The 12,375-nt window shown below is 59.3% G+C and carries 11 protein-coding genes and 3 pseudogenes; 7 read left to right on the forward strand and 7 right to left on the reverse strand.

The genetic code is table 11. The features are described from left to right. The 5 genes and pseudogenes from JKG68_RS27805 to JKG68_RS27825 form a co-directional block, all read left to right on the forward strand. Positions 1–555, forward strand: a pseudogene (locus JKG68_RS27805) (IS6 family transposase); the annotation flags it as partial. 341 nt (positions 556–896) lie between these two features. After that, positions 897–1,877, forward strand: a complete 981-nt coding sequence (locus tag JKG68_RS27810; RefSeq protein WP_202065222.1) for a Bug family tripartite tricarboxylate transporter substrate binding protein — start codon at positions 897–899, stop codon at positions 1,875–1,877. A 349-nt stretch (positions 1,878–2,226) separates the two neighbouring features. Further along, complete coding sequence (locus tag JKG68_RS27815; protein WP_202065223.1) at positions 2,227–3,621, forward strand: malonyl-CoA decarboxylase; 1,395 nt, start codon at positions 2,227–2,229, stop codon at positions 3,619–3,621. A 62-nt stretch (positions 3,622–3,683) separates the two neighbouring features. Further along, a complete protein-coding gene (locus tag JKG68_RS27820) occupies positions 3,684–5,198 on the forward strand; it encodes a malonate--CoA ligase (protein WP_202065224.1) in 1,515 nt (504 codons plus the stop codon). A 341-nt stretch (positions 5,199–5,539) separates the two neighbouring features. Next, positions 5,540–7,036: an amidase gene (locus JKG68_RS27825; RefSeq protein ID WP_202065225.1), complete on the forward strand. Its 1,497-nt coding sequence runs from the start codon at positions 5,540–5,542 to the stop codon at positions 7,034–7,036. A 109-nt stretch (positions 7,037–7,145) separates the two neighbouring features. On the opposite strand, the pseudogene JKG68_RS27830 reads toward JKG68_RS27825, so the two are convergent. Beyond that, positions 7,146–7,774, reverse strand: a pseudogene (locus JKG68_RS27830) (IS3 family transposase); the annotation flags it as partial. A gap of 56 nt (positions 7,775–7,830) precedes the next feature. Here JKG68_RS27830 and JKG68_RS27835 point away from each other — a divergent pair. After that, positions 7,831–8,542, forward strand: a pseudogene (locus tag JKG68_RS27835) (IS6 family transposase). Between the two features lie 542 nt (positions 8,543–9,084). Here the strand turns inward: JKG68_RS27835 and JKG68_RS34350 are convergent. From JKG68_RS34350 to JKG68_RS27860, 6 genes are all read right to left on the reverse strand, one after another. Beyond that, on the reverse strand, positions 9,085–9,213 hold the full coding sequence (locus JKG68_RS34350) for a hypothetical protein (protein ID WP_281399240.1): 129 nt from the start codon (positions 9,211–9,213) through the stop codon (positions 9,085–9,087). 91 nt (positions 9,214–9,304) lie between these two features. After that, complete coding sequence (locus JKG68_RS27840; RefSeq protein ID WP_202065227.1) at positions 9,305–9,574, reverse strand: GlsB/YeaQ/YmgE family stress response membrane protein; 270 nt, start codon at positions 9,572–9,574, stop codon at positions 9,305–9,307. A gap of 254 nt (positions 9,575–9,828) precedes the next feature. After that, positions 9,829–10,053, reverse strand: coding sequence for a hypothetical protein (locus tag JKG68_RS27845; RefSeq protein ID WP_202065229.1), 225 nt, complete (start codon positions 10,051–10,053; stop codon positions 9,829–9,831). Then, positions 10,053–10,484: a hypothetical protein gene (locus tag JKG68_RS27850; RefSeq protein ID WP_202065230.1), complete on the reverse strand. Its 432-nt coding sequence runs from the start codon at positions 10,482–10,484 to the stop codon at positions 10,053–10,055. Before JKG68_RS27850 ends, JKG68_RS27845 begins: the two co-directional genes overlap by 1 nt. 33 nt (positions 10,485–10,517) lie before the next feature. After that, a complete protein-coding gene (locus JKG68_RS27855) occupies positions 10,518–10,739 on the reverse strand; it encodes a hypothetical protein (RefSeq protein ID WP_202065231.1) in 222 nt (73 codons plus the stop codon). Positions 10,740–10,877: 138 nt separating this feature from the next. Next, positions 10,878–11,096 carry a hypothetical protein gene (locus JKG68_RS27860; protein ID WP_202065232.1) on the reverse strand — a complete coding sequence of 73 codons (219 nt, stop codon included), beginning with the start codon at positions 11,094–11,096 and terminating at the stop codon, positions 10,878–10,880. Positions 11,097–11,884: 788 nt separating this feature from the next. On the opposite strand from JKG68_RS27860, the gene JKG68_RS34950 reads away from it, so the two are divergent. Then, a complete protein-coding gene (locus tag JKG68_RS34950; RefSeq protein ID WP_376773225.1) occupies positions 11,885–12,301 on the forward strand; it encodes a DUF6894 family protein in 417 nt (138 codons plus the stop codon). The last annotated feature ends 74 nt before the right edge of the window (positions 12,302–12,375 follow it).

The following is a 12,375-nucleotide window of genomic DNA, read 5'->3' on the forward strand; positions in this document are numbered from 1 at the left end:
GTTCGCTGGTACTGCAACTACGGCATCAGCTATCGCGATCTCGCCGAGATGATGTCTGAGCGCGGCGTTGATGTTGACCCATCCACGATCTTCCGCCGCTTTCAAGGTTCCCGTTCCGGGTCATGGCGCGTGGATGAAACTTATGTGCGGGTCGGTGGAAAATGGAAGTATCTGTTCAGGGCTGTCGACAAGCACGGGCAGCTCATTGACTTCATGCTTTCAGACCGGCGGAACACCCGAGCGGCTTATCGCTTTCTACGCAAAGCCCTCAAGACGATGGGTGACTGTCCTCCCTCATCGATCACTACGGACAAACTCGCCTCGTATCCAAGAGCAATCTGCCGGCTGATATGGGAGGGCTACCTGGCACATGATGTGGAGCACCGGACGTCGAAATGTTCGAACAACATCATCGAAGCGGATCACGGCGCCCTTAAGCGCGTGATCCGGCTAACCCGCGGCTTTCAGAGAATGAGAACAGCCTACGCCACCTTAAAGGGTATTGAGGTTATGCGCATGATCCGTCGCGGTCACTGCATCCTCCAAGCGGCAGGAACGACAGGCGAAATCCGTCTGGTCAACCATCTGTTTGGTCTCGCTGCCCGAGTGGCCCATGCGGCTGGGCTCATTGTGCCCGATCCAGGTTACTGCAACAGAGCCACCACGGCAGCTTCAGCCCAATTGAGCCGAACCCCGGTGGGAGTGGCTGGTGACGCGCCGAGCTCAACGGACAACAGCACCGGAATAGAAAGGCTCATGAGCGATCCGGGGCCGCTTTCGTCCGGGATTACCAATGCCTTCGGGCCGAGTATTGCGGCTACACAGGATCTTGGTAGCATCGAATATCCGCCGGTCCAATATTGGAGCGCGAGAGCGGAATCCTTGGGAGAAACGTCTTGAAACGGGCCATTTTGCATATCCTCGCCCTGGCCGCCGCGGCGGTCACCGCCGCACCGGCTTCGGCCCAGACTTGGCCGCAGCGGCCCATCTCGCTGATTGTGCCCTTTGCGGCGGGCGGAGGCACCGACGCCTTCGCACGCCCCCTTGCCCAGCAGCTCGACAATCAACTCGGAATGCGCGTCATCGTCGACAATCGGGCGGGGGCGGGGGGAAACACGGGCGCGGCTGCCGCCGCCAGGGCCGAGCCCGACGGCTACACCTTCTTCGTCGGTGCTACCCACCACGTCATCGCGCCTTCAATGTACACCAATCTCACGTACGATCTGCGGAAAGACTTTGTCCCGATCGGCATGGTGTCTCAGGTCCCACATGTGGTGGTGGTGCATCCGCAGAAGGTGCCCGCGAAGACCTTGCCCGAGCTCGTGGCGTCGGCGAAGTCCAATCCCGGCAAGCTGAACTACGGATCAGCGGGCGCCGGCACAGCGCACCATCTCGCGGGCGAGATGTTCAAACTCCTCACCGGCACGAACATCATCCACGTACCCTATCGCGGCGCCGGCCCGGCGATGCAGGATCTCGTAGCCGGACAGATCGACATGGCCTTCGACGGGCTCGGCAGCTCCGCCGCCCAGATCTCCGGGGGGCAGATCCGGGCGCTGGCCGTCGCCGCTCCGAAGCGCTCGGTGGCGTTCCCCGACGTGCCGACCGCCGCGGAGGCCGGCGTGCCGGGTTATGAGGTGTCCACATTTTATGCGCTCTGGGCGCCCAAGGGCACGCCGGCCTCGATTGTCGAGCGAATGACTAAGGAATTGCAGACCGCCCTTCAGGCGCCCACCATCCGTGAGGCCTGGACCCGGCAGGGATCGGAGATCCCGACCTTGACTGGCGCGGAGTTTGGCGCCTTTGTCGGCTCGGAGATCTCCCGCTGGGCCAAGGTCGTGAAGGACGCCGGGTTGAAGCTGGAGGAGGCCAAGTAGTCCGCCGCCGACGAGAAGGACCGATCCCACCCGTTCGGGATCGGCCCGTCGGGATGTCCGTCGTCCAGCATGCGTGGAACCCGCAATGGGAGAGGCGCACGACGAGGAGCGCGTCTCCTGGATCTCCTGATCGGCTCGACTTCGTGCTATCGCCGTTCTTACTGAGGTCAGCTAATGGGATGGTGCGGCCGTGCTCCTGCCCCGTTTGCCTGTAAGCTGTGGGACTTCGAGCCACGCAAGGAGCACGTCCCATGTCATGGTCTTCCTCCTCGCTGACCTAAGTTAAATTTCCGCAGTGACGGGGTTAGCGGACTTCCAAAGCTTGCACAGGGTTTAAGGGAGGCTAAGCATGAGGTTCTACAGCTCGAGGTCCGGAACGGCCGACGCCTCCTCGTTCCTAGGGGATCTCCTCGACACGCTGACGGAGAGGGGGCGGGCCCTGCTTGGTCGCAAGGGTGATCGGGAGGCCATTCCACAACTCGACCTGATTGCCATGAGCGAATTGCTCTTATCGCGCAGGGGTGAGGCATCCGGCGTGGCTTTGGCGCAGACCCTGTTAGCAAGCTATGGCACTGCAACAGACACGGGCCGCCTTGCATTCCTCCAAGCTCTTGCTGATCGTTTCGGACCCGATCGCCGCCGGGTCGAGCATGCGATCGAAGCTGTTCGCAAAAATCATGGAACGGAAGCACTGGAGGCACTGCATGCCGCAGCCGAGCCTCGACGACAGGAACTGTTCCGGAGACTCAATCTCGCCCCAGGTGGTACCGCAGCCCTGATCAGAATGCGTGCGGAGCTTAGCGACCACGTCAAGGAAAACCCTGGACTGCGGTGCGTCGATGCTGATTTTGCTCATCTTTTCTCGTCCTGGTTTAATCGGGGGTTCCTGGTGCTGCGGCCGATCGACTGGACCACGCCTGCCAACATTCTGGAGAAGATCATCCGTTACGAGGCGGTGCATGCGATCGAGAACTGGGATGACCTGCGCAATCGCCTTGAGCCTGAGGATCGCCGTTGCTACGGCTTCTTCCACCCGCAGCTTGTCGACGAACCGCTAATCTTCGTCGAGGTCGCACTGACAAGGGAGATTCCCGCTGCAATCAGCCCGCTCCTCGATCTGGCTCGCACGCCGATCGCGGCGACAGAGGCAACGACCGCGGTTTTCTACTCGATCTCGAACACGCAGAGAGGTTTGGGTGGCGTTACCTTCGGCAACTTCTTGATCAAGCAGGTTGTGGAGAATCTCAAGCGGGAGTTGCCGATCCTAAGGACGTTCGTGACCCTCTCACCTGTCCCGGGCTTTGCGGCATGGCTTGCTCGTGAGCGTATGGCGGAAGGATCAGTATGCCTGGATAGCGCAGCCAAGGAAATGCTGATGGTCCTCGATGAACAAGACTGGAGCAGTGACCCAGGGAAGGCGGAGAAGGTTCGTGATGTCCTTCTCCCAGCTGCAGCCTACTACTTCCTGAAGGTCAAGGATCCCAAGGGTCGTCCGGTCGAACCGGTCGCCCGCTTCCATCTCGGCAACGGGGCGCGGCTCGAGCGCTTGAACTTCCTTGGCGACGTTTCGGCGAAAGGCCTGAAGCAGGCCCATGGACTGATGGTGAACTACCTCTACGCTCTCGATGAGATCGAGAAGAACCATGAAGCCTTCGCTGAGAAGGGCGTGGTCGCCGCCTCGCCTGGGGTCCGCAAAGCCCTGCGGGCTGATCTGCCCTCCCGTGATCTGGTACCCAACCCATGACCGCAACGATCCCAAACCCTTTGACCTGGTCCATCATTGACCCTCGTTTTGGAGCTCCTGCCATGAATGCGAACCTGTTCGACCAGCTCGAACGCTCGATTGCCGATCTCACCAAGTCAGCCATCACCAGCCCGACCAGCGACACCATCAGCTATGCCGACCTGATTGCCCTGTCAGGCCGATTGGCCAACGTGCTTGTCACCCGCGGGGTCAAGCCGGGCGACCGCGTCGCCGTTCAGGTCGAAAAATCGGTGCCGGCCTTGATCCTGTATCTGGCCACCGTCCGGGCGGGAGCGGTCTATCTGCCCCTGAATACAGCTTACACGCTGGCGGAGCTGGAGTACTTCATCAGCGATGCGGAGCCGTCGCTTGTCGTCTGCGATACTTCCAAACGCGAAGGGATCGAGCAACTGGCTGCGAAGGTGGGAGCGTCGGTTGAAACCCTTGATGCCGCAGGGCAGGGCTCGCTCACGGATGCTGCCGCCGATAGCGCTGACGTGTTCAGGACCGTGCAGCGGGCCGGTGATGATCTGGCGGCGATCCTTTATACCTCGGGGACGACCGGCCGCTCCAAGGGTGCCATGCTGACCCATGACAACCTCGTCTCGAATGCCCTGACTCTGATTGATGCTTGGCGCTTCACGGCAGACGATGTGCTGATCCACGCCCTGCCGATCTACCATACCCATGGGCTGTTCGTGGCCAGCAACGTCATCCTGTTCTCCAGCGCGTCCATGATCTTCCTGCCGAAGTTCGATGCCGATGAGGTCCTCGGGCTCATACCTCGTGCCACAGCGTTGATGGGAGTGCCCACCTTCTACGTGCGCCTGCTGCAGCATCCCGGTCTCACCAGGGAGATGACCTCCGGCATGCGCTTGTTCGTGTCAGGCTCGGCGCCTCTGCTGGCCGAGACCCACCGCGAGTGGAGCACCCGCACCGGCCACGCCATCTTGGAGCGCTACGGCATGACCGAGACGAACATGAACACCTCGAACCCCTATGATGGCGACAGGGTACCAGGTGCCGTCGGCCTGCCGCTGCCCGGCGTGTCGGCCCGCATCACCAACCCGGACACCGGTGAAGAACTGGGAGCGAACGGGATCGGCATGATCGAGGTAAAGGGCCCGAACGTGTTCAAGGGCTACTGGCGCATGCCGGAGAAGACAGCCTCCGAGTTCCGCCCCGACGGCTTCTTCATCACGGGCGACCTCGGCAAGGTGGATGAGCGCGGCTACGTGCACATCCTCGGCCGCGGTAAGGACTTGGTGATCACGGGCGGCTTCAACGTCTACCCGAAGGAGATCGAAGACGAGATCGATGCCATTCCGGGCGTGTTCGAGAGTGCCGTGATCGGCGTACCGCACAAGGACTTCGGCGAGGGGGTGACGGCGGTCGTCGTGCGCTCCAAGGAGGCAGAGGTCGACGAGAAGGCGATCCTCGCCGCTCTCGAGGGCCGCCTGGCGAAGTTCAAGCTGCCGAAGCGGGTTGTCTTCGTCGATGAGTTGCCGCGCAACACCATGGGCAAGGTGCAGAAGAACGTCCTGCGTGAGCAGTTCGCCAACCTTTACCCTCCGTAGGTCCTAGCCTCCTTCCCGTGGGGCAGAGGATAGCCCAAGGAGATCATGTAACCTGCCAAATGTCAGCCTCTGGAAGATTTTCTGATTTATACCTGTTTACAAAATCTCTCACTCCGTGAGTTGGGTGTGTCCTAGATTCAGCTTTGAGCGACGAGCTTTGCTCTGTCCCTCAAATCTGTGAAAGTAGTAGCTAGTGCCGGGCGGCTCAAACAAAGGCTGGAGCTTAGTTTGATCCGGGCGGGGGAAGCTGGGATACTGGATTCAAGTTCCACAGAAAGTCTTCACTAAATTAGAAGGCTTGCCGAACATGCTCCACTTACTTCAAACGATAGGGGATTGCCTTGACCGAACCGTGCGACCTTTCTGCTCGTGAAGCGCGCCGACTGATCGGCCGCAGGTCCCTCTCGCCCGTGGAGTTGCTGGAGAGCTGTCTTACGCGCATCGAGCAGGTGAACCCTGCCGTCAACGCCTTCGTCGCTCTTGATGTGCCGGGGGCTCGAGCCGCAGCCAAACAGGCTGAGGATGCGGTCATGCGCGGGGACGATCTCCCGCTGCTGCATGGCCTGCCAATCGGCATCAAGGATCTCGACGAGACGGCAGGGCTTCGCACCACGTGGGGTAGTACCATCTATCGGGATCATGTTCCGACCCAGGACGCCGGTATGGTTGCCCGCCTTCGGTTAGCTGGTGGCTTGGTGCTCGGCAAAACCAATACGCCAGAGTGGGGTCTGGGAGCGAACACCCGGAACGCGGTCTATGGTGCAACCGGCAATCCATTCGATCCGGAGAGGTCGTGCGCCGGCTCGTCCGGAGGTTCTGCGGTCGCGCTGGCGACCGGCATGGCTCCGCTTTGCACCGGATCCGATATGGGCGGGTCTTTGCGCAATCCGGCGGCCTTTTGCGGCATTGTCGGCTTTCGCCCGAGTCCAGGGCTTGTTCCATCTGAGAAGCGGGCTCTTGGCTGGTCGCCGCTCTCCGTGCTTGGGCCGATGGCCCGCAACGTAGATGACCTCTGTCTGCTCCTGTCCGCCATGGCCTCGGATGATGCCCGCGACCCGCTGGCATACACAATGCACGGAGCAGGTGTCCGCAGCGCGCCCGGTTTGTTCTGGCCGCCGCGGCAGATCGATCTTGCAAAGCTGCGTGTCGCGGCAAGTGAGGACTTCGGCCAGGCCCCGGTGGAGCGGATTGTCCGTGAGGCCTTCCAAGTCCGGGTCCAAGCCTGCCGGCCAATGGTTCGCGAACTGGCTTTCGCTCACCCCGATTGCAGCGGAGCCGATGAGAGTTTTGCTGTTCTCAGGGCAGCTGGCGTTCTTGCCACTCATCACGAGCGGTACAGGACCCGCCCTGAGGAGTGTGGCCCGAACCTTCAGGCCAATGTCGAGGAGGGCCTACACTACAGACTCGAAGACTACGCCCATGCCCATGCGACGCAGACACAGATCTATCATTCTTTTCAGAGCTTCTTTCAGTCCCATGATGTTCTGATCACGCCTGCCATCACGATCAGCCCGCGGCCATGGCGGGAGCTCTATCCAACGGAGATCGATGGGCAGCGGACACGCAATTACTTCCACTGGCTGGCGATGGCCTATTATGTGACCCTGTCAGGTCACCCTGCTGTTTGTCTGCCGGTTGGGCTTGACGCCAAGGGAATGCCCTTCGGCCTGCAGATTGTAGGTCCCCGAGGAGGAGATGCCTTCGTTCTGGGCGTCGCGGCTGCACTTGAGGAGGCGTTCAACAGTTCCCCGACGCTTCGTCGGCCAGTTCCAAGCATTGAGCAACTCCGAGCGGCTCCCCCTATTAGCAGCATGGATGGGTTTCTTGGCTGGGGGTGAGCTCCCGCAGGGGCGTGTTGATAGGTGGAGGCTGCCCCAGGTCGCGGCGCCGTGTCTGAGTCGAGTCAATCAAAGTGGCCTGCCCCATGTGGGTGATCCGTGTGTGATGTTAATTCCGGGTTGGCCGTGGCGCCAGCGGTGACGCATGGACCACGACCTCTGGTGCGGGTGGCCGGTAGCCCAGGGATGGGTGTGGGCGCACCGTGTTGTAGTGCCGTCTCCAGCTTTCGATGACCACCTTTCCCTCCTGCAGGGTGTAGAAAATTTCTCCTTTCAGCAGTTCGTCCCGAAGCTTCGAGTTGAAACTCTCGCAGTAGCCGTTCTCCCAAGGGCTGCCTGGTTCGATGTAAGCCGTCCTGGCTCCCACACTCGTGATCCACTCGCGCACGGCTTTGGCCACGAACTCGTGCCCATTGTCGGAACGAACATGACCTGGAATGCCACGCAGGATGAACAGGTCCGAGAGCACGTCGATCACATCAATTGCTTTCAGCTTCCGGTTTACTCGATGGCCAGGCACTCGCGCGTGAACTCGTCGATGACGTTGAGCATGCGGAACTTGCGCCCGTCATGGGTGCGATCCTCGACGAAGTCATAACTCCAGACATGGTTGGGATACTCCGGTCGCAGCCGGATGCACGAGCTATCGTTGAGCCAGAGCCTTCCCTTCTTGGGTTGCTTTTGTGGCACTTTCAGCCCCTCCCGCCGCCAGATCCGCTCGACCCACTTCTTGTTCACCAGCCGGTATCGTCAACTTAACCGACGAGTGACCTGGATCGAGCTATCTGTAAGGCATGCCCCTAATCCGTGTCCCTCGTTACGCCCGCCACCGCTTTCCGGCCGAAGTGATCAGCTATGCTGTGTGGCTGTACTTCCGCTTTCCCTTGAGCCTGCGCATGGTCGAGGAGATGCTGGCCGCCCGAGGTATCGAGGTGAGCTATGAGACTGTGCGGCAGTGGGCGCTGAAGTTCGGCCAGAGCTTTGCCAATCAGATCCGCCGGCGTCTGCCCGCACCCGGTGACAAATGGCACCTGGATGAGGTTGCGATCAGCATCGCCGGCCAGAAGCATTGGTTATGGCGAGCCGTCGACTAGCACGGAGCCGTGCTCGACATCCTGGTTCAGAGCCACCGCAATGCAAAAGCAGCCAAACGCCTGCTACGAAAGCTGCTCAAGAAGCAGGGCATGGCACCCCGCGTGATGATTACGGACAAACTGGCCAGCTACGGTGCGGCCAAGCGAGAGATCATGCCAGACGTCGAGCATCGGCAGCATAAGGGCTCGAACAATCGTGCCGAGAACAAGCCACCAACCGACCCGACGACGCGAGCGAATCATGAAGCGGTTCAAATCAGCTGGGCAGGCCCAGCGCTTTCTCTCGGTTCAAGACCAAGCTGCCAACCTCTTCCGCCGTCCTGCCAACACCAACGCCGCCGCTCATCGCCAGTCACGAGTCCAAGCCTTTAAGATCTGGGCCGAGGTAACTGGCGTCGCCGCTGGCTTATGATGCGCCCATGCCGTGCGGGACGTTGCGACCTTAGCTCATTAACTTGACGGTGCCGGATAGTGGCCGATTTAGGAAGATCGTCTGGTGCCGTCGGTCTTGGAGCTTGCCGATCTCCAACGCCATGGCAAGCAACGCCAGAACTCCACGACGAGTTCGGACACTTGACGAAGCGGAGCAATTTTTTGGGGAACTGCTCCGAGCCCCCATATACAAGGTTGGAAGCGCGATTTGCTGCTTCGGGAGTGACCTATGCGGATCATAACAGCTACGGCCGTGCTGGCCTTGCTAATCGCGTCCCATTCTGTCTCGGCCAAGGATGCAACTAAGCCAGGGGCAGGGATCCCAAAGGTGTCTGCGTCGAAAGCGTATACGGCTGAGGAATCTGCTGCGATGGGGAGAGCGGCTCGGACCAAGGCGGAGGCGCAGGAGAGAGTCTGGGATCGCAAGATGAAGATCATCACGAGAGGCATCTGCACAGGATGCTGAGCCTTGCACTGAACTTCGTGGTTTCGAGGCATGACAAGAGCAAGTCACTCGCCCATTTATTCTGGTATGCCGAGCCGTTCCAGCACGGTCTCGGTCACCCGCGCAACGTGCACCTGCACATAGGAAAACATCGTCACGTTGGGCGAAAGGGTGTTGTGGAGGGGCTTCCGCAGGAGGCTGGGCACGATGAGGCCTCGTCTTAACCATTTCCAGACGTAGCCCAAGAGGAGCGTTTCTTGATTTTGACCAAGGGTAGCGCCGTTGATTTGATGAGCATCAAATGGAGGAGGTTGGGCGTCGGCTTCTGAAGAGGAAACCCCAGATCAGCAGCAGGGCAACCGCTCCGAAGACGGCTGCTACCAATCCAGTACTGTCCTCCGCCTGATACCACCCTGCCTCTTGTCCCAGATACGAGGCCGCAAAGGCGCCGATGATACCAAGGACACCGGTCAGTATGAACCCGAAGGGTCCCTTTCTGCCGGGCGTAACAAGCCTAGCAATCACACCAACGACCGAGCCCAGTACCACAATCCACATGATGCTCATGAGAGCTCCTGCCGAGGGAAATGATCTAGGGAGGCAACCCCAGTGTCCCGCACAGGTTGCAGCCCAGGATGGGGTTTTGACGGGATAGACGCTTCCCTCAGGTCGTGCTCAGGGTGGCGTAGCATTCCTAGAAAACATCACCGGCTTTGCAGGCTCATCCACCTTCGTGCTCGACGATCGTGTAATGAACATAGGCCATAACTGTCGTCCAGGGAGCCTCAATGCTGGCGAACAACCAGGTAGGAGAGGCAGTTTCAGATTGAGGCGCTTGGGCGCTCTGGACCCCAGACAAACACCTCATCGCCATTGTGATCCATGATCCGCAGGGCATCCGGCTTTTGCGGCATCTCCAAGGTCTCGAAGAGGGACAGGGCTCTCACTTTCGCGTCGTCCAGATCCGTTGCGTCATGTTCAACCCGATCCAGGATCGCATGAGCCTCGTCTGTTCCACGCACGCGAAAGAACTCAATAATAAACATTAGTGAGGCTCCGTCTCGCACAGAACCGCAACATCAGCATCGTTTCGCGCGAGAAGGGCCTGCAAGACTGCGAGTGTGGCTTCATCGGCTGCTGCAGCCGCAAGCTCGAAGACGGCAATGGCGTACACTTCAGCATCATCGGCACGAACCTCCATGAGATGAGCTTTGTGGCGTTCGGTCCAAAGAGGACGACCCACAACAGAGCCGGCTTTTTTCTCTGCGAGCCATGCTTTGACCCTGACATTAGCGGCTTCAACGGTGACGCGGTTATCATAAATGCGCTGCTCAACACGGTCGAGACGGCTCTCAAGGACTCCTTGCGAGTTGTCGAAGGTCGCCACGCCGTTCGATTTGAGAGCCTCAAGACGGCGATCCATGCCGTGAAGCTTGATCCGCAGCTCGTCACAAAGGCGACCGATCCGCTCACTCATTCGCGTCTCCTGTAAGATCCCATCGGGCGATGATCATAGCGGGAGTGAGTTGACGCCGTCCTTCGACAGCCACTCGGCGCTGAACTGACTGACAATCCCCGTGCTGAAGACCTTGGCTCCTGGTCCGGCAGACTCGGCCTCCGTCATGGCGGCATTGATGGCCGAAACACGGGAGTTATACTCCCCACGGTGTTTGCCGTTCACCCGGATGCGCCAGGCGCCATGATGTCGAACGACGTAAAACTCGGTTGCCATCACCTGAACTCCACTGATTATTCGTCCAAACTGAAAGGCACAGCTATCTAAGAGCCCAATCCAACAAGGGGATTAGACCGGCTTTCCAGCCAACCAGCCTTCAACAGTAGGGGCTAGTCTAATCCTGCAGCGACCGGCTCAAAGCTGCCTGTCCAGAGCCCAGAACTCAACATCTCTGTTCGCCAGCTTGTGCGAGAGGCCGTAGCCCTCTTCGACCGTTTCGATGAACTTCAACGTGGTCCGAACCCCCATCGTCTCGATCAAAGTGAACCGATCCCACTTGGACTGCATCATCGGCAAAGCATTAAGCGTCGGTCCGCCATCGTCGTGGGGTTGATAATGCTGAAGATCAAACATGTAGCGGCTGTTCAAACACATTGGAGCCTCCACAATCGCTCCCAGATTCCAACCTTGGTTAATCCCGAAAGCAGCAAGGCTGGAAGTCCATCTTTATACTATATGGGAGCAAGTTGCCTATTTACACCCGACCCCACCAATAAACTCTGAATGAATCCGTTTTGTGTATCTAAGTTTTACATGAGGGAGTATGGTGTAAATCATAGGATTATATGGCAGGCGAGGCCATTAACTCATCTTGCATGCCCGTCATACAGCTCAGGAGCCACGAAAATGTTAGCTCAAGCGGTTGTCGCAGCCCTGCTCATCATTGGATGCCTCCTCGTCTACGAGGTGGGCATTCGGGAGAGAACAGCTAAACCCCCGAACACCCTCCGGTAGGAGAGGATGAAATGTTCAGTAAATCCCGCCTACCCTAAAGCTACGATCCTCCGAACCTGACGCTCCTCGCTGCTGTGACTGCGGCAGCGATCGTCATGTACTTCATCGATGTGCGCAGATTCCTGGTGGCAGATGAGCAGGGCTGATGACTTCGCCCGGACAGCGGAAAGCATCCTGTCATGAGAACGCACCGCTACACCGTCGGCCAGCACGTCAGCTACGCTGAAGACTATTCGCCCAACCGGATCTGGCTCAGCGGCTACGAGGTTGTTTCCCTGCTTCCCGCCGGCAACCGGGAGCCTCAGTATCAGATCCGAACCGATGATCAGACCTATGACCAAGTTGTCTGGGAGTCCCAGTTGCAGGAGGAGATCGGGAGGAGGGCGATGCGCTTGAACAAGCATGCGATGCGAACCACGACGGCCCTAGCATCACCAAGCCGTCGGGCTCACCGAAATCGCAACAATCCCAAGAGGCCAAGCCAGCATCAGGATCTCACGAGATGGGATGATGAGGGTGGTGCGCCCCGATCAGGCCATCACTTCAGTGCCCTATGTCCATCGCCGCCCGAAGCGGAAGCAGCCCTCTACTATTTCAACATCCGAGCTGGAAGCACCCTCGTTGAGGACCCTGAAAGCAATAGGTATCCTGACCTTCAGTCTGCCCGAGCTGTTGCTATTGCTATAGCCCGCGACATGATTGCGGAAGGCAATCGGAAGGGCGAGGATCGGCAAAGCTGGTACGTCGAGATCATGGACAGAGCCAATCAACAGGCGATGACAGTCGCATTCGCGGACGTTATCTGCCCAGCAGCAGCGGCTTAATGATCTTCACGGGATGCCGGTAACGGAGAGGCCTGCATGGCGGAAGAAGCGGACGATCATCTCGGGATGCCGTT

It is taken from the genome of Microvirga aerilata, from assembly GCF_016743775.1.
Taxonomy (GTDB): domain Bacteria; phylum Pseudomonadota; class Alphaproteobacteria; order Rhizobiales; family Beijerinckiaceae; genus Microvirga; species Microvirga aerilata.